Source organism: Streptomyces sp. NPDC059828, from assembly GCF_042731955.1.
Lineage (GTDB): Bacteria > Actinomycetota > Actinomycetes > Streptomycetales > Streptomycetaceae > Streptomyces.
Genome location: NZ_JBHWIW010000025.1, coordinates 1 through 16,728 on the forward strand (window position 1 = coordinate 1; position 16,728 = coordinate 16,728).

Consider the following 16,728-nt stretch of genomic DNA (forward strand, 5'->3'; position numbering starts at 1 on the left):
CCGTCATGCCGCGCGCTCCGCGGCCGCCCCTGCTACACGGCCGGCCTACGGTCGACGTACTCGAACACCGAGCCGTCCGGATGCAGCGCGATGAGGTTGCGGCCCACGGGTGTCGGCACCGGACCCGCGATGATGTCGGCGCCCGCCGCGCTCAGGGCGGCATGAGCCTGGTCCACGTCGTCCACCGCGATGGTCGCGGCGACCTTGCGGAGCACATCGAGCTCCTCCTTCGGGCCGCTCATCAGGAGGAAGCAGCTCACCGCGGCGACGGATACGCCACCGCGCTCGAACCGCAGCGCGGTGGCTCCGGTGAGACGTTCGTAGAAGTCGGACGCGGCCTCCAGGTCATCGACGTAGATGCGTAGTGTGCTTCCGAAGATTTCCATACACGCAAGGGTAGTTGGGCATCTCCCGCGAGGTGATCGGTGATCCCCGGTGCCGCCGGGACGGGCTCAGGCGCGGCAGAGCAGCTCGCCGTGCGGGACGCCGAACCATGCGCCGTCCCGGCGTCCCCACTCCCGCCAGGCACCGGCGATGGCCGTCAGCTCCTCGGTGCTCGTATGGCCCCCGTCGACGGCCAGCCGGGCATAGCCCGACTGCGTCGTACGGTCCGCCCAGAGGCGGCTCCACCAGGAGCGTTCATCGGCCGTGACGAAGCACCAGGCCGCGGCCGTGGCCGTGATGTCGGTGAAGCCCGCCGCGCGGGCCCAGGAGTACAGCCTGCGGCCCGCGTCGGGCTCCCCGCCGTTCGCCCGGGCCACCTGCTGGTACAGCTCCAGCCAGCGGTCGAGACCCGGCACCTCCGGATACCAGCTGAACGCGCCGTAGTCGCTGTCCCGGACGGCGACGAGCCCGCCGGGCCGGCACACCCGTCGCATCTCGGTCAGAGCGCGCACCGGGTCGGCGACATGCTGGAGCACCTGATGGGCGTGCACGACGTCGAAGGAGTCGTCAGGGAAGTCCAGTACGTGGACATCGGCGACCGCGAAGCCGATGTTGTCCTGGCCGCGCTCAGAGGCCACCGCACGGGCCGCGCCCAGGATCCCCGGCTCGCTGTCCACGGCCGTGACCACCCCGGGCGCGACCAGCGCGGCCAGATCCGCCGTGATCGTGCCCGGCCCGCAGCCCACGTCCAGGACGTCGAGTCCGGGCCTCAGCTCGGGCACCAGATACGCGGCGGAGTTCGCGGCCGTGCGGCTGCGGTGCGAGCGGAGCACCGATTCGTGGTGCCCGTGGGTGTAGACGGCGGTGGCAGCGGTGCTCTTGGCCATGGTCGCGCTCCCATTCCCTCAAGTCGGTTGTGTCCGGGCCGTCTTGGCGCCGTGTCGCGCCAGGGCGGCCACATCACCACGGTACGCCTCCGAAGTCGAATCATGAGATAGGCGTCTTGCCATGTGGACGTATGCGGGGATGTCCGCCGACCGTTCGCGCCCGCTCCCGTGCGGGCGCAGAGTGGACGCCATGGACACCCACGCTCTTCTGGACCGGCACTCCGATGCGCTCGCGCTCTTCACGGACCGGGTGCACGCCGTACGGGCCGACCAGTGGGACGACGCGACTCCGTGCGCCGAGTGGACGGTCCGGGACCTGGTGAACCATCTGACCGCAGAACAGCTGTGGGTGCCGGCTCTGGTGGTCGAAGGCCGGGGCACCGCGGAGGCCCCTGACGCGTTCGACGGCGACGTTCTCGGTGCACATCCGGCCGTCACCTGGGACCGGGCGGCCTCGGCCGCGAAAGCCGCCTTCAACGGGCCGGGGGCACTGGCGCGGACGGTGGTGCTGTCATACGGCGAGCGCCCTGCCACCGCGTACTGCGCGCAGATGGTGGCCGACGCCACCGTGCACACCTGGGACCTGTCCCGGGCCATCGGCGCGGACGAGACCCTCCCGGACGAGCTGGTCGCCTTCACCGCCCGCGAGGTCGCCCCCTACGCCACGGGGCTGGCCAGGAGCGGCCTGTTCGCGCCCGCCGTCAAGCCCCCACCGGATGCGGACGCCCAGACGAAACTTCTCTGCCTGCTCGGACGCGAGCCCTGGTCACGTGAATGGGCCGACCGGAGCGGCGGCGCGGGCGGAACCTCCGTATAAAGGGCACATGGCCTTTGTCGACACGTGAGCCGGGCGGTGTTCCCGGGCGCGAGCACGGGAGGTGGGCCCATGCGGCGGACGGCTCCGGAGGACCACGGACCGGTCCGATACGGCCCGCATGCGCCGGAACCGGGTCTACCCGTGCTGCCCGAGCTCGCCGGGGTGCTCGCGGCAGCGGCCGGGCGTACGTCGACTCCCGAGCCACCGGGCGGGGGACCGGTGCTGCGGGAGGCGGCCGTCGGCTACTGGTGGCGGCGCGGACTGCGCAGCCATCCGGAGGACGTCGCGGCCGCACCGGGCGTGCAGCCCCTGCTCCTCGCCCTGCTGGCCGCGCACGGCGGCGATGTGCTGATGCCCCGGCCGTGCCCCGCCTGGTGGACACCGCAGGTACGGCTGCTCGGGCGGCCCGCCTTCCATGTGCCCACGCCAGCGGAGTGCGGGGGAGTGCCGGACCCGTACGCCCTGCTGGAGACGGTGCGCAGGGTGCGGGCCGAGGGTGGTACACCGAACGTCCTGCTGCTGTCCGTCGCCGACGACCCGACGGCCACGGTCGCCCCGCCGGAGCTGGTCCGCGAGGCGTGCGAGGCCGCGGTCGACGAGGGCATGCACATCATCAGCGACGAGACCTGGCGGGACACGCTGCACCATCCCCACGAGCGGGTGCTGCTGAGCCCCGCCGAGATGTGCCCCGACGACGTGACCATCATCAGCGACCTGTCGGGCGCCCTCACTCCCGCGGCATGGCCGGTAGCGGTGGCCCGCTTTCCGTCCACCGAGCCCGCGGCGGCGCAGCGGGCCAGGGTGCTCGACATCCTCACCGCGCTGGGGGCGTTCGTCCCGGGCCCGGTGGCGGAGGCCGCAGCGCACGCCCTCGGCGAGCCCGGGCCCGTCACCACCCGGGCCGTCCGCGCAGCCGCCCTCCACGCCCAGGTCGCGGCGGCGGCCCACCACGCGGTCCTCGTCTCCGGTGCACTCGCACGGCCCCCGCAGGCGGGCCGGCATCTGTATGCCGACCTCGGCCCCCTGCGTGCTCGTCTGGCGGCGCGCGGCGTCACCGACTCCATGGAACTCGAGGACTACCTGAGCGCCCGCCTCGGCGCCCTGTCACCGGGAGGCCACCGCTTCGGCGACGAACTCGGTGCCCTCCGCGTACGACTGGGCACGGGGCCGCTGCTCGGTGAGACCCCCGAGGAACGCCTGAGCGCACTCGCCGCGGAACGTCCACTGGAACTGCCCCATGTGGCCCATGCGTTGTCCCGATTCGGAGCGGCCTTCGACGAACTCCGCTGAACCGATCCCGCCGTACCGGCCGCCGAACCAGCCCGCTGAACCCACTCCGCTTGACACCGCCGCGAACCACGAGCACCACCCGCGCCGAACGGAGCCCCAGATGAGCGACCACCCGGAGCCCCCGACCGACCTCGCGAACGACCCCGACCGCCCGGCGGGGCACCGGGGCGCACCGGCCACGGCCGTATCGCGGCCCGCGCCCTCGCGCACCGGGTCCGGCGGTGATACCGGCACCGGCTCCGGGGCACCCTTGACCGCAACCACGAACACAACCCCCACCGCGCCGGCCCCCGGATCCGCCGGCCGGCTTCGGCCACTCGGGTTCACCCGCCGCTGGCCCCGCTCCTTCGCGGGCCGGCTGACCGCCCCGCTCCCCGGCGTGCGGGCCCTGGCCAAGCTCGCCAGGGAGGGCGCACTGCGGCCGGCAGCGGCGGGGCTCGCCGACATCCCGCAGCTGCCGTTCGCCCCGGCTCCGCTGCCCGCGGCCGATCGCGGGACCGTGGCGGTCACCTGGGCGGGCCACGCCAGTTGGGTGATCGCGATCGGTGGCCTGACCGTGCTCACCGACCCCGTGTGGTCCCGCAGAATTCTCGGTACCCCGGCCAGGCTCACCCCGGTGGGAGTCCGCTGGGAAGACCTGCCGCCCGTCGACGCGGTGGTCATCAGCCACAACCACTACGACCATCTGGACGCCCCTACCATCGCCCGCCTCCCCAAACGCACCCCCGTGTTCGTCCCGGCCGGACTCGGCCGCTGGTTCCGGCGGCGCAGGTTCAGCCGGGTGACGGAGCTCGACTGGTGGGAGGCGGCCGAGGTGCCGTCCCCGGACGGGGGAGCGGTCCGCTTCGACTTCGTCCCCGCGCACCACTGGTCCAAGCGCACGCTCACGGACACCTGCCGCTCGCTGTGGGGCGGCTGGGTCCTCACCGATCAGCGGGGCCGGCGGGTGTATTTCGCGGGGGACACCGGATACGGCCACTGGTTCAAGGAGATCGGCAGCCGCCACCCGGACATCGACCTGGCCCTGCTGCCGATCGGAGCCTATGCGCCGCGCTGGTGGCTCAGCACCGTGCACACCGACCCCGAGGAGGCCGTGCAGGCCTTCACCGATCTGGGTGCCCGGAACATGGCGCCGATGCACTGGGCGACCTTCGTGCTGTCGGCGGAGCCCGTGCTGGAGCCGCTCAGACGGCTGCTGGCCGCTTGGGAGCACACCGGTCTGCCGCGCGAACGGCTCTGGAACCTGCCGGTCGGCGGCTCGCGGCTGCTGGCCAAGGCCTGATCACGGTCCCGCCTCCTGACCGCCCGAAGGACCGCGCCCCCGCCCGCGTCGCAGCCTGTGCCACACTGCGGGCGCCCCGCTGATCAGCACGGTCAGCCCCACCGCCGCCACCACCCCCTGCCACGGCTCGGGGAACAGGGAGCCCCCGAGGATCCCGATGAGCCCGTACGTCGCCGCCCACGCCAGGCACGCCGGTGCGTCGCCCCGCGCGAAGCCCCGCAGCGGCATCCTCGCCAGCAGACATGCCAGCATCACCGGGATACGACCGGCCGGCACCAGCCGCGACAGCACCAGCACCGTCACCCGGCGCTCTTCAAGGCCTCGTTGCGCCTGTGCGAGCCGCTCCGGCGCCGCACGCTGCCGAAGCGCCTCCAGCCAGCGGGAACCGTTACGGGAGCCGAGCCCGCGCTTCCCCAGCCAGTAGAGGGCGATGTCCCCGGTGAACGCCGCGATCGCCGACACCAGGAACACCGCCAGCAGTGCGAACGGCAGCGACTGGTGGAACGCCACCACCGCCGCCGAACTCACGATCGCCCCCGTCGGAATCACCGGAACCAGCGCACCGAGCGCCACCAGCAGATACAGCGACGGATAGCCCACGGCCTGCTGCGTCGAGCCGGGAGGCAGCGCCCTGATCGCCTCCTGGAACGTCATCGCCCCACCTCCGTCACACCGGTCCACCTCGGTCATCGTCCACCGTCGTCATCGGCCGGTCGCCGGCCTGACGCTCTCGCCGTGCCCCAGCCGGTGCACCGCCACCTGAGGCGCCAGCCGCGCTGCCTTACGGGCGAACTCGTCGCCCGGGGAGTGGAACTCGTGGGGCCGGACCGCGTCCAGCCCGATCGGCCAGTACGTGCCGTAGTGCACCGGCACCGCCGCGCGCGGTACGAGGGCGGCGAGCGCCCGTGCCGCCCGGTCCGGGTTCAGATGGCCGTGCCCCAGGAACGGTCCCCAGCCGCCCACCGGCAGCAGTGCCACATCGATCGGTCCCACCGCGTCCGCCATCCCGTCGAACAGCCCGGTGTCACCCGCGAAGTACGTCCGGGCCTCGCCCCGGATCACATAGCCGAGAGCGGGGGAGCGATGCGGGCCGAACGGCAACCGCCGGCCGTCGTGCAGCGCCGGGACGGCCCGTACGCGCAACGCGTCCACGATCACCTCGTCGTCCGGGCCCACCTCCGTGATGAGCAGTCCGACCAGCCGGCGCAGACCGGGCACCGAGCGGAGCGCACCGCGCGGCACGATCAGCCGGGTCCCGGGCGCGAGTCTGGCCAGCGACGGCAGATGCAGGTGGTCCGAGTGCAGATGTGAGACCAGTACCGCCTCGGCGACCGCGGCCTCGGGCGGGGGTACGGCCCCGCGCCGGCGTCGCAGATGCGCAAGCCTGCTCACGAACAGCGGGTCGGTGAGCACCCGGACCCCGGAGTCCTCGACGGTGCAGGTGGCGTGACCCCACCAGGTGACCTCCATCGGCACGTACCGCCTCCTCGGCTCGCCTTTCGGTCCTTGCCTCCGCGTCCTCCGAAACTCCGCTACGAGCGTAGGCGCTCAGGCGCATCCGGTGGGGTTCGGGGGCACACGGGGGTGCGGACAGCCGTGGCGAGCGCCGGTGTGCGCCTCCCCTGCGCCGTGGACTCGGCAGTAGGGTCGGCTTCAACAATTGGCATGCTGCACGGAGAGCACGCCGCACAGGGCGTGGGGACGGGTGGGATCGGTTCATGGGGCAGGCACCGGACGGCTCACCGGACTCCGGACGGCACCGTCTGCTGCGTGCGGCATCGATCGCCAGCCTGACCCCGCTCGAAGAGCTGGACGGCGACCCCTTCCTCGTGGACACCCGCAGCCAGCACGCCATGTGCGCCCACTGGGCCGCGAACAAGGGCCATGTCGTCACCCGGGAGCTGCTGTTCTACGGGCTGCGCCCCGACCACGGGGTGCTGTGGGCCGACGTCGACGCCGGGCTGGTGGACCTTTTCGTCGCCCCCAACGACCGGGTGCTGGCCCGAGCGGTGACCTCGGTGCGGGAGTTCTCGGCCGAATGCGAGCGGCGCGGGGTGCGCCTGGAGACCACGGGGCTGGACGAACCGGTCTACGACGCGGCGGTGAAGGCGAGTGTGCACCGCAGGATGTCCATGCCCACCGCCGGCTACGACGGCTGCTGACTTTTTGCGACGCTGGAAGGCAGGAGAACGCGAGAGGCAGTGACGGCGCGTGGGCGAACAGCGCGTGGGCGAGGGACACGCCAGCGAGCGGCGTGCGAACGAGCGGCGTACGGGTGGTCGGCGTACCGGCGAGCGGTCCTGGCGGGCCGCGGGCAGCGCCCTGCTGCGGGTGGTCGTGGTGTGGGCGGTGTCCACGCTCACCCTGCTCGCCCTGGCCGGAATCCTCCCGGACTTCCAGCTGCAGTCCCCCGGCGGGGACAGCATCACCCGGACGGCGATCACCGCCGCCCTGGGCGCGGGTGCGTTCGGCCTGCTCAGCGCCCTCGTATGGCCGCTGGCCGTACGGGCGCTGCTGCTCGTGCCCGCGCTGGTGCTCGGGCTGCTGGTGTTCTTCCTCAACGGCTCCCTGCTGCTGTTCGCCCTCTGGCTGATCCCCGACGGCCGCGGCGCGGCCGACCCCCGGACCGCGGTGGTGGTCGCCGCCGTCATGTCCGCCGTCGCCTCCGCCACCTCCACCGCACTCGCCGTCGGGGACGACAACGCCTACCGCCGGCGTCTCTCGCGCCTCGCCCACCGGAGACGGCGGCGCCACGGGGAACGGATCGGGGGCGATGTCCCGCCCGGCACGGTGTTCCTGCAACTCGACGGGGTCGGGCACACCGTCCTGCGGGGGGCCGTCGACGACGGGCAGATGCCCACCGTGGCCCGCTGGCTCGATTCCACACACCGCCTCACGCGTTGGCGCACCGACTGGTCCAGCCAGACCGGTGCCAGCCAGCTCGGCATCCTGCACGGCTCCAACCATGACGTCCCCGGGTTCCGCTGGTACGAGAAGGACACCGGCCGGGTCATGGTGAGCAACCGCCCCGCGAGCGCCGCCGAGCTCCAGCGCAGGGCCGTCGACCGCACCCGGGACGCGGGCCTGCTCAGCGTGGACGGCGCGAGCCGCGGCAATCTGTTCAGCGGCGGGGCCGACCAGCTGGCGCTGGTGCTGTCCGTGGCCGCCCGCCGCGGCCGTGCCAACCGGTCCCGGGCTGGTTACTTCGCCTACTTCTCGGACCCCGCCAACGCCGTCCGCACCGCGGTCTCCTTCGTCGCCGAAGTCGTGCGCGAAGTCGGCCAGTCGGTCCGCTCCCGGCTGCGCGGCGACCGGCCGCGCGTCGGTCGCGGCGGGCTCTACCCCTTCATCAGGGCCTTCGCGACCGTGGTCGAACGGGACGTCGTGGTCGCCGCGGTGATCGGGGACATGCTGGCCGGCCGTACCGCCGTCTACGCCGACCTCGTCGCCTACGACGAGGTCGCCCACCACTCGGGACCCCACAGCCGGGACGCCACGAAGGTGCTGGAGCGGATCGACCGGTCCATCGCACTGATCGCCAAGGTCGCGGCGCACGCCCCCCGCGCCTATCGGATCGTGCTGCTCTCCGATCACGGTCAGAGCCCGGGTGAGACGTTCGCGGGGGCCTACGGACTCACCCTCAAGGACCTCGTCAGAGCCGGCTGCGGGCTGCCCGTCTCGCGTCGCGCCGGACGCACCCCGAGCGGCGCGGAGGCCCGCGACGCCGCCCGCGACGCACTGCGCGGCGCGCTGCACCGACGTCCCGGGAACAGCGCAGACAGCGCAGACAGCGCAGATGGTGCGGACGGCGCACACATCGATGCCGGCGGTGACGCCGGTTACCGGGAGACGGGGGAGGGGCAGCCGGGAGGCGCACGGTCCGAACCCGTGGTCCTCGCCTCGGGCAACCTCGGGCTCATCTCCTTCCCCGACGTCCCGGGACGTCTCAGCCGGGAGCAGATCGACCGTCGCCACCCGGGCCTGCTGCGGACCCTCGCCAACCACCCCGGCATCGGATTCCTGCTGGTGCACGGCGAACGGGACGGCTCCGTGGTGCTGGGACCGGGCGGGGCGGAACTGCCACTGAGCAGGCTCGACGGCACCGGGCCGCTGGCCGCCTTCGGCCCGGGCGCGGCCGACTCGATCCGTCGCACGGACACCTTCCCCCATGTCGCCGACATCATGGTCAACTCGAGCCACGACCCTGGAAGCGGCCGGGTGCACGCCTTCGAGGAGCAGATCGGCTCACACGGCGGGCTCGGCGGCGAGCAGTCGTACCCCTTCCTGCTGTCGCCGCACGATCTGTCCGAGCCGGTCGCGGACGGCGGGGAACCGGTGGGCGCCGAGCAGGTGCACCTGGTGCTGCGACGCTGGCTCAGGGAGGCCCTGGGCGAGGCACACGGCCCCCAGGTGCCGCTCACCGAAGCGCCGGGATCGGCGGGAGAGGCGGACGAGGGGCAGCCGGCCTAACGCGGTAGCTCATGGGGGTGCATCGGACGCAGGGGCGCAGCACCGGGGCCGGTCGGTGGGCACATGTGGCAGGTGCAGGAGGTTGTGCCCGTGAACCGTGCCGCGCGCTGTGCCGCCGTTCGTGCCGCGATCGTCGTCCTGACGGCGATCGTCGCGCTGCTCGGTGCACCGGCGACCGGGGCAGCGGCGGCACGGGGCCCGGACGGCCCCGCACCGGCCTCGTCCATCCCCGCGGAGGCCCCGGGTGAGGCGGCACAGCACATCGCCGAGCCGGACCTGCCGCTGCCCGTGCGACGGACCGAACGGCGCGGCGTCGCCGGGCCCCGAGCCGTACCGCTGACCGCGGTACCGCCGCACTCCGCTCCGCCGGGCGCGGTGCTTCCCGCGGCCGCGCCACCCACGCCCGATGCGTCGAGATCCCTGGTCCTGCGCTGCTGAGGGGGCCCGAGCGGCCCGACGGCACCCCTGTGCCGCCGCATCGCTCCCGGCTGACCACCCATCAAGCACTCGCCATCACCCGCAGGGAGCACAGCCATGCCCATCGACGCCTTCGCAGCCCTGAACGCCATGGTCCGCGCCGAGGTCGCCCGCACAGATCTGCCGGAGAGCCTCCGCGAGGACGCCGCGTCGGCCGAGCGGAAGCCTTCGGCCAGGGGCACAGCCACCGAGCCCGCTCGGGCCCGGGCCACCGACGGGGACGGCCGGCCTCCGTCGGGCGGCTCGCCCAGCTGACCGGTCCGTCCCCGCCTCCGTACCCGTACCCGTTCCCGGACACCGCACCCGCCCGGCTCGCCCCGGGCGGGTGCTACGGCCTCAGGGACTGCAGGTACTTCACCGTCGCCGCATCGGCGGGGAGCAGGGTCTCGATGGCCAGTTCGGCGACGGTCAGATCCATAGGGGTGTTGAACGTGGCGATCGAGGACACGAAAGACAGCACCGTGCCGCCGTGCTCGATGCGCAGCGGCAGTGCGAAGGGTGCGTACCGGGCCTCGCCCTCGCCCACGCGGTCGTCCCGGTCCAGCTCGCGCTCATCGGCGTCGTCCGCGTACGACTCCGGCAGCGGGTACGCGGCGACCTCCTCGTACACCTCGCGCAGCGCCCCGGATCGCGCCAGGGCCAGTTGGCGTTCCATCTGGTCCAGCAGATGCCCGCGCCAGGCGCGAAGATTGCGGATCCGCGGAGCGAGGCCCTCCGGGTGGAGGGTGACGCGCATGGCGTTCAGCGGGGCGGCGAGGACATGCGCGGGGAGGCCGTCGAGCAGCATGGTGATCCCCCGGTTGGCCGCCACCACGGCATACGTCCCGTCGACGACGAGCGCCGGATACGGTTCGTAGCCCGCGAGCAGTCGTTCCAGGCCCCCGCGAAGAGGGTCCAGCGCCGGGTCGTCCAGCGGTGTCCGCGCGTACCTCGGCGCGTAACCAGCCGCGAGCAGCAGGGCATTGCGGTCGCGGACGGGTACGTCCAGGTGCTCGGCGAGCTTCAGGACCATGTCCTCGCTGGGCCGGGACCGCCCGGTCTCGATGAAACTGATGTGCCGAGCGGAGGAACCGGCCCGCAGGGCGAGCTCCAGCTGACTCACCTTGCGTCGTTGGCGCCAACCGCGCAGCAGCGGCCCCGCCCCCGTGTCAGGCGCGACAGTCGTCATATGTCAACGTTATCGTCGCTCTCAGACAGCACCCGGAGGGAGTCGGTCTCATGCCCGCAGAGCCGTTGTCACAGAAGGAGATCGAGGACAGGCTGCGCGAACTGCCCGGCTGGTCCCAGGAAGGCGACCGGATCGCCCGTACCTACCGGCTCGGCAACCACTTCGCGGCGACAGCGCTCGTCGTACATGTGGCGCAGATCCAGGAGGAGCTCAACCACCACTCGGATCTCACCCTCGGCTACAACACCGTCAACCTCACTGTGAACACGCATGACGCGGGCGGCGCCATCACCGTGCACGACTTCGCCCTCGCCCAGCGCGTCGAGGCCGTGGCCCCGAGCCACGGAGCGAGCTGACCGGTGCCGCAGGTCCATGAGCCCGCGACCGCCTCCGTGACCGAGGACGTTCCCGGAGCCGCTCCGGGAGCAAGGTCCGGAACCGGCTCCGGTCCCTGCCGGGACACGCTGCTCGACTACGACCGGGAGGCGGCCGCCTACGACGCCACGCGGGGTGGAGAGCCCCGTGCGGCTGCCGCCGCCGCTGCCGTGCTCTCCCTGATTCCGGCCGGTGCGGGGTCGCTGCTCGACATCGGGTGCGGCACCGGCCTGGTCACCGAGCGGCTGCGCCGCCCCGGGCTGCGGGTGTTCGGCGCCGACTCATCGGCCGGAATGACCCGGATCGCCGCCTCGCGGTGGGCGGCGTGGTCCTCGCCGATGTGCGCCGACTGCCGTTGCCCACGGCTTCCGCCGACGCGGTGAGCGCGGTCTGGCTGCTGCACCTGGTACGGGACGCGCGGGCGGTCGTCGCCGAAGCGGCGCGGGTCCTGCGGCCCGGCGGGGTGTTCGTCACCACCGTCGACAAGGACGCCGGGCACGACGTGGGGTGCGACATCGACGCCCTGCTGGAGCCGTACCGCACGACGGAGGCGTCCGACCGGGCCGACCGCATCGCGGCGTTCGGCGCGGCGCACGGCCTCGTCCCGGCCGGGTCCGCACACTTCACCGGACATGGGCAGGGCCGCTCACCGCGCCGCACCGCGCAGGCGCTGCTGCGGGGCGAGTACGCGTCCCCCCTCACGGCCCGGGGCGCGGTCGCCGACGCGCTCGCCACCCGGCTGTCCGCGCTTGCCGACACGGAGGCGCCTCGCCCTGCGCCGGGTGGGTGCCGAACCGGTCGGTGACGGCGGTGGTTCGGCCCCCGCCTCGACCACCGTGACGACCTTTTTGCCGCAACCGCAAAGAAGCTCGCCGTGAGCCCGGTACACGACGCACCCTGACCCCATGAGCTCTCACCGGCATCACCACCAGGACCACCGCGACCACCACGGCTCCTCCGGCAGCGGTGGCCACACCGCCGACATCGACTGGGACGCTCTCGCCCCGGTCCTGGAAAGCGGCGCCGAAATGCATCGGCCCCTCTCGGCACAAGCCGCGGCCTGGGTCCGCGAACAGCTCCCGGCCCGGGATGTGCGCCGTGTCTTCGACATCGGCAGCGGGCCCGGGGTGCTGACCTGCCTGCTCGCCGAGGCGTTCCCGGAAGCCGAGGTCGTGGCGGTGGACGCCACGCCACAACTCCTGGACCGTGCCCTCACCCGGGCCGCCCGCAACGGTCTCGGCGAGCGCGTGCGGGTGCATGTCGCCGAAGCGCCCGGCGGCCTCGACGAACTGGGCACGGCCGACCTCATCTGGGCCGGGAACTCGGTCCACCACATGGGCGACCAGCGCGCAGCGATGGAGGTCTTCGCGGGGCGGCTGCGCCCTGGAGGGCTGCTCGCCGTCCTCGAGGGCGGGCTCCAGGCACGGCATCTGCCCCGTGACATCGGCATCGGGCGACCCGGCCTGGAAGCCCGCATCGACGCGGCAAGCAGCATCTGGTTCGAAGAGATGCGGGCGGCGCTGCCCGGCTACAAGGCCGAGGTGGAGCACTGGCCCGCGCTGCTCGCCGCCGCGGGCCTGACGGACGCGCGCAGCCGCTCGTTCCTTCTCGACATCCCGGCGCCGCTCACCGCCGCCCAGCGTGAGCAGCTGGTCTCCGCGTTCTCCTGGCTGCGCTCCGTCGTGGAGGGGCGGCTGGACGGCGACGACCTGGCGGTCCTTGACCGTTTGCTGGATCCGGACGACGAGCAGGGGTTCATGCACCGCGCTGACCCGTTCCTGCTCGCGGCCCGCACGGTGCACACGGCCAGGTCGGAAATCGGGCGCTAGGCCGTCAGCAGCACCCCCGCGTAGGAAGCCGCCGCGATGAGCACCCAGGCGGTCAGCCCCACCCCGGCGATCCGCAGTCCGGTCCGGGTCAGCGACGGCAGGTGAACGGCGCTGCCCAGCCCGAACAGCGCGGCGGCCAGCAGCAGTTCCTGGGCCCTGCCCGCGGCCGCCAGGGCGTCCGCGGGCAGCAGCCCGGTGGTGCGCAGCACCACCATGGCGAGGAAGCCGAGGACGAACAGCGGCACCAGTGGGGGGCGCCCCGCGGCGGCGGTGGTCCGGCCGCGCCGGCGCGCGGCGACCGCGATCGCCGCGACCAGGGGGGCCAGCATGGCCACACGCATCAGTTTGACCAGTACGGCCTCGCCCAGCGCGTCCGTACCCGCGGTCTGGGCGGTGGCGACCACCTGGCCCACATCGTGCACGCCCGCGCCCACCCAGCGTCCGAACTCGGCGTCGGTCAGGCCCAATGGGCCGTGCAGCAAAGGCAGTACGGCGATGGCGAGGGTGCCGCACAAGGTCACCAGGGCTACCGAGGTGACCACGTCGTCCTCGTCGCTGTCGTTCACCGCGCTCACCGCGCCGATCGCGGACGCACCACAGATGGAGTACCCGGTGGCGATCAGCAACGGCTGATCGCCGGGCAGGCCTAGTCGGCGGCCCAGCCACCAGGTGCCGCAGAAGGTGGCGGCCACCACGCCGAACACCATGACGACCGTCGCCCAGCCCAGCGCCAGCACATCACCCAGGGCCAGCTTCAGACCGAGCAGGACGATGCCGGTGCGCATCAGCCTCTTCGCCGCCACGGTGAGCCCAGGGCGGCACCCGCCCCTGATGCGGGTGCGCAGCCAGGGGGTGTGCGCGGCGGCTATGCCCAGGACGACCGCGGCGGTGAGCATCGGTACGGCGGGCAGCGCGAGGTGTACCAGCCAGGCCGTGCCCACACCGGCTGCTGCGAGCCCGAGTCCGGGGGCGAGTCTGCGGACGGGGCCCGGGGTGGGCGCGGAGTCAGGAGCCGGGGTGGGTGCTGCCGGGTCAGGGTGCGGGGCAGGCGCCGGTCCGGGACCTGCGGCACGCCCCTGGGCCGGCTCTGCCGCCGCCGCCCGGTCCGCCCCGCCCCCGGGGGGCCTGAGGTGTCGGGGGGAGATGCGGGTCTCGGGGGCCAAGCGGCCCGCGGGGACGTCGGGAGCCACGTGGGCCGCGGGGGTGGCGTCGCGCGTGCTTGAGCCGGCGACGGCCTTCACCGGTCGGCCGGCAGGTCGTAGACACGCCGGATGCTGCTGCCCAGGCGGGAGACGTCGGCTCCGTAGACATGCAGGGAAATCGCCTTGCCCGTACCGGAGTTGCGCACGAGATGGATGTCCCCGGGCGGGGCGAAGGCGGCGACCGCGCCGCGCGGGTTCACCACGTCCTCCGTGGCGATCAGCCGGGCCGTGGTGTCGTGCGGGACGAGGCGGTAGCGGCGCTCGTACTCCTCGCCCTCGTGGACCCCGGTCACACACCAGGAGACATGGTCATGGATCGACGTGACCTGGCCGGGCAGCCAGACCAGCGCCACCAGGGAGAAGCTCCCGTCGCTCTCGGCGTGCAGCACATGCTGCCGGTAGCACTCGGTGTCGCCCTCGCACTGCTCGGAGAGGAGCAGATCGGGCCGGCCCAGGTAGGGCGCGAGCCGCTCCGCCACCAACTGCGCGGTGGGCTCCGGTGCCAGACCCCGCTGGACGGTTTGGCGTATTCCTGCCACGAGCTCGCGCAGGGGCGCGGTGATCCGGGATGGTGGAGCGGTGGCGGTGGCCGTGTTCGCAGGGGTCATGGACGCAGCGTCCGCCTGATGAGCTCCGCACGTCCAAGGAGGGTTGGTAGCTATGCCTCAAGAAATCGCTTATGGATGCCCCGCCCGCTCAGCAACCGGTCCTTCCCTCCGCCACGGCCTTGAGCTGGTCGAGCACCAGAGCCGTTGCCGGTATCCGCATATGATCGCGCAGCGCGTACGCGGAGATCTGACGGCGGGCGTGAGGCTCCACGATCCGCCCGGTGACCTTCTCATGGCAGAGGAAGGACAGCACCAGCGCCGGAACCACGGCGATGCCGACCCCGGCCGCCACCAGGCTCTGCAACACGAGGTTGTCGTCCGTGGTGCAGGCGATATCGGGGGTGAAGCCTTCTTCGGCACAGGCTTGCAGGAAGTGGGCGCGGCAGCGCAGACACCCCGCGATCCAGCGCTCGTGCGCCAGGTCGGCCAGCCGCACGGTTCGGCGCCGAGCGAGCGGATGCCCCGTGGGCAGCAGCACCGTGAGGGGGTCCTCGAGCAGCCGGATCTCGGCGAGTTCCTCAGGGACCTCGGCGGGCTGGCCCGGATAGCTGAAGGCCAGGCTGATGTCGCACTCGCCCTGGGCGACCATCCGCAGTGACTCGGGTGGTTCACTCTCCACCAGCTCCACCCGTATCCCGGGGTGTTCGGAGGTCAGCCGGGCCATGACCTCCGGGAGGACAGTGGCTCCCGCGCTGGGGAAGGCGCACACCGCCACACGCCCGGACCGGAGCCTCGCGATGGCGTCTATCTGCTGCTGGGCCACCGAGAGACTGCCGAGGATCGTTCCTGCGTGGCGCCTGAGCGCCTCCCCGGCCTCGGTGAGCCTGATGCCCCGGCCGACCCGGGTGAACAGCGGGGTGCCGACATCCCGTTCGAGTGCCTTCATCTGCTGGCTGACCGCCGGCTGGGTGAAGCCGAGCGCACGCGCGGCCGCCGAATAGGAGCCGGTGCTCACCACCTCATGGAAGGTCTTGATGTACCGGGAGTCGAACACGGTGAAAGCATAAGCGGAAATTGGAGCCGTGAAAGAGGGGTGCGATGCGTACCGTTTGAGCCATTCACGTCCGAAATCGACTGATGCTGCCCGGTAGGGCCTACGCTCCCATGGTGAACGTGTCCGGGTCCGGCCCCAGGCGCCGGTTCTCGTCGAGCGCGGCGAAGGCGGCCAGGTCGTCCGCGTCCAGCTCGAAGTCCAGGATGTCGATGTTCTCCTGGATCCGGGAGGGGGTCACGGACTTGGGGATCACGACATTGCCCATCTGAAGGTGCCAGCGCAGGACGGCTTGGGCCGGAGTGCGCCCGTGTTTGCGGGCGATGGCGACGATGGTGGGCACATCGAGAAGGCCGCGCCCGGAGCCCAGTGGTGACCAGGCCTCGGTGGCGATGCCGTGCTTGGCATGCAGGGCGCGGGACTCCGCCTGCTGGAGTTGGGGGTGCAGCTCGATCTGGTTCACGGCGGGCACGACCGAGGTTTCGCCGAGCAACCGCTCCAGGTGCTCGGGGAGGAAGTTGGATACGCCGATCGCCTTGGCGCGCCCCTCCGCGAGCAGCTTCTCGAAGGCCTTGTAGGTGTCCACATACGCGTTCTTGGCCGGTACCGGCCAGTGGATCAGATACAGATCGACGTACTCGAGACCCAGCCGCTCCAGCGAGGCGTCGAAGGCGCGGAGTGTCGCGTCGTAGCCCTGCTCGCTGTTCCAGAGCTTGGTGGTGACGAAGAGCTCGTCGCGGGCGATCCCGGAGGTGGTCAGCGCCCGGCCGGTGCCCTTCTCGTTCTCGTAGATGGCCGCCGTGTCGATGCTGCGGTACCCGGCTTCCAGGGCCGTGGCGACGACCTTGGCCGCCTCGTCGTCCGGTACCTGCCAGACGCCGAAACCGAGCTGCGGCATCGGCACGCCGTTGTTCAGAGTGAGGGAGGGGACCATGCTCACGACCAGTC

At 72.6% G+C, this 16,728-nt stretch carries 18 protein-coding genes and 1 pseudogene; 10 read left to right on the forward strand and 9 right to left on the reverse strand.

Annotated elements, in window-relative coordinates; translation table 11 throughout:
- Window positions 1–32 precede the first annotated feature (32 nt).
- Together ACFV6V_RS16970 and ACFV6V_RS16975 are read right to left on the reverse strand one after the other, a co-directional pair.
- Window positions 33–386, reverse strand: coding sequence for a VOC family protein (locus ACFV6V_RS16970; protein WP_385565270.1), 354 nt, complete (start codon window positions 384–386; stop codon window positions 33–35).
- A 66-nt stretch (window positions 387–452) separates the two neighbouring features.
- Window positions 453–1,271, reverse strand: a complete 819-nt coding sequence (locus ACFV6V_RS16975) for a class I SAM-dependent methyltransferase (protein ID WP_385565273.1) — start codon at window positions 1,269–1,271, stop codon at window positions 453–455.
- A gap of 190 nt (window positions 1,272–1,461) precedes the next feature.
- Here ACFV6V_RS16975 and ACFV6V_RS16980 point away from each other — a divergent pair, with 190 nt between their 5' ends.
- The 3 genes from ACFV6V_RS16980 (at window position 1,462) to ACFV6V_RS16990 (ending at window position 4,660) form a co-directional block, all read left to right on the forward strand.
- Complete coding sequence (locus tag ACFV6V_RS16980; protein WP_385565276.1) at window positions 1,462–2,088, forward strand: TIGR03086 family metal-binding protein; 627 nt, start codon at window positions 1,462–1,464, stop codon at window positions 2,086–2,088.
- 69 nt (window positions 2,089–2,157) lie between these two features.
- Window positions 2,158–3,378, forward strand: a complete 1,221-nt coding sequence (locus tag ACFV6V_RS16985) for an aminotransferase class I/II-fold pyridoxal phosphate-dependent enzyme (protein ID WP_385565278.1) — start codon at window positions 2,158–2,160, stop codon at window positions 3,376–3,378.
- Window positions 3,379–3,478: 100 nt separating this feature from the next.
- Complete coding sequence (locus ACFV6V_RS16990; protein WP_385565281.1) at window positions 3,479–4,660, forward strand: MBL fold metallo-hydrolase; 1,182 nt, start codon at window positions 3,479–3,481, stop codon at window positions 4,658–4,660.
- Here the strand turns inward: ACFV6V_RS16990 and ACFV6V_RS16995 are convergent, their stop codons facing one another.
- Window positions 4,661–5,314 carry a DedA family protein gene (locus ACFV6V_RS16995; protein ID WP_385565284.1) on the reverse strand — a complete coding sequence of 218 codons (654 nt, stop codon included), beginning with the start codon at window positions 5,312–5,314 and terminating at the stop codon, window positions 4,661–4,663.
- Between the two features lie 48 nt (window positions 5,315–5,362).
- Entirely contained in the window at window positions 5,363–6,136 is a 774-nt protein-coding gene (locus tag ACFV6V_RS17000) for an MBL fold metallo-hydrolase (RefSeq protein ID WP_385565287.1), read from the reverse strand.
- A 242-nt stretch (window positions 6,137–6,378) separates the two neighbouring features.
- On the opposite strand from ACFV6V_RS17000, the gene ACFV6V_RS17005 reads away from it, so the two are divergent.
- From ACFV6V_RS17005 to ACFV6V_RS17020, 4 genes are all read left to right on the forward strand, one after another.
- Complete coding sequence (locus ACFV6V_RS17005) at window positions 6,379–6,822, forward strand: hypothetical protein (protein WP_385565289.1); 444 nt, start codon at window positions 6,379–6,381, stop codon at window positions 6,820–6,822.
- A gap of 175 nt (window positions 6,823–6,997) precedes the next feature.
- Complete coding sequence (locus ACFV6V_RS17010) at window positions 6,998–9,130, forward strand: alkaline phosphatase family protein (protein ID WP_385565486.1); 2,133 nt, start codon at window positions 6,998–7,000, stop codon at window positions 9,128–9,130.
- Window positions 9,131–9,220: 90 nt separating this feature from the next.
- The gene (locus ACFV6V_RS17015) at window positions 9,221–9,568 is read left to right on the forward strand and encodes a hypothetical protein (protein ID WP_385565292.1); all 348 of its coding nucleotides are present in this window, start codon (window positions 9,221–9,223) and stop codon (window positions 9,566–9,568) included.
- A 96-nt stretch (window positions 9,569–9,664) separates the two neighbouring features.
- The gene (locus ACFV6V_RS17020) at window positions 9,665–9,862 is read left to right on the forward strand and encodes a hypothetical protein (protein ID WP_385565294.1); all 198 of its coding nucleotides are present in this window, start codon (window positions 9,665–9,667) and stop codon (window positions 9,860–9,862) included.
- Window positions 9,863–9,935: 73 nt separating this feature from the next.
- On the opposite strand, the gene ACFV6V_RS17025 is transcribed toward ACFV6V_RS17020, so the two are convergent.
- Window positions 9,936–10,775 (reverse strand): helix-turn-helix domain-containing protein, encoded by an 840-nt coding sequence (locus ACFV6V_RS17025; protein WP_385565297.1) that lies wholly within the window; start codon window positions 10,773–10,775, stop codon window positions 9,936–9,938.
- Window positions 10,776–10,825: 50 nt separating this feature from the next.
- On the opposite strand from ACFV6V_RS17025, the gene ACFV6V_RS17030 reads away from it, so the two are divergent.
- The 3 genes and pseudogenes from ACFV6V_RS17030 (at window position 10,826) to ACFV6V_RS17040 (ending at window position 12,979) form a co-directional block, all read left to right on the forward strand.
- Window positions 10,826–11,131: a 4a-hydroxytetrahydrobiopterin dehydratase gene (locus tag ACFV6V_RS17030; protein WP_385565299.1), complete on the forward strand. Its 306-nt coding sequence runs from the start codon at window positions 10,826–10,828 to the stop codon at window positions 11,129–11,131.
- A 108-nt stretch (window positions 11,132–11,239) separates the two neighbouring features.
- A pseudogene (locus ACFV6V_RS17035) lies at window positions 11,240–11,955 on the forward strand (class I SAM-dependent methyltransferase).
- Between the two features lie 100 nt (window positions 11,956–12,055).
- Window positions 12,056–12,979, forward strand: coding sequence for a class I SAM-dependent methyltransferase (locus ACFV6V_RS17040; RefSeq protein ID WP_385565302.1), 924 nt, complete (start codon window positions 12,056–12,058; stop codon window positions 12,977–12,979).
- Here the strand turns inward: ACFV6V_RS17040 and ACFV6V_RS17045 are convergent.
- The 4 genes from ACFV6V_RS17045 to ACFV6V_RS17060 all read right to left on the reverse strand — a co-directional run bounded on the left by ACFV6V_RS17045 (window position 12,976) and on the right by ACFV6V_RS17060 (window position 16,720).
- The gene (locus ACFV6V_RS17045) at window positions 12,976–14,124 is read right to left on the reverse strand and encodes a YeiH family protein (protein WP_385565488.1); all 1,149 of its coding nucleotides are present in this window, start codon (window positions 14,122–14,124) and stop codon (window positions 12,976–12,978) included. The two genes, ACFV6V_RS17040 and ACFV6V_RS17045, sit on opposite strands and share 4 nt — an antisense overlap.
- Before the next feature lie 92 nt (window positions 14,125–14,216).
- Window positions 14,217–14,789 carry a cysteine dioxygenase gene (locus ACFV6V_RS17050; RefSeq protein WP_385565305.1) on the reverse strand — a complete coding sequence of 191 codons (573 nt, stop codon included), beginning with the start codon at window positions 14,787–14,789 and terminating at the stop codon, window positions 14,217–14,219.
- 88 nt (window positions 14,790–14,877) lie between these two features.
- A complete protein-coding gene (locus ACFV6V_RS17055) occupies window positions 14,878–15,783 on the reverse strand; it encodes a LysR family transcriptional regulator (protein ID WP_385565307.1) in 906 nt (301 codons plus the stop codon).
- Window positions 15,784–15,883: 100 nt separating this feature from the next.
- Window positions 15,884–16,720 (reverse strand): aldo/keto reductase, encoded by an 837-nt coding sequence (locus ACFV6V_RS17060; protein ID WP_385565310.1) that lies wholly within the window; start codon window positions 16,718–16,720, stop codon window positions 15,884–15,886.
- Between the last annotated feature and the right edge of the window lie 8 nt (window positions 16,721–16,728).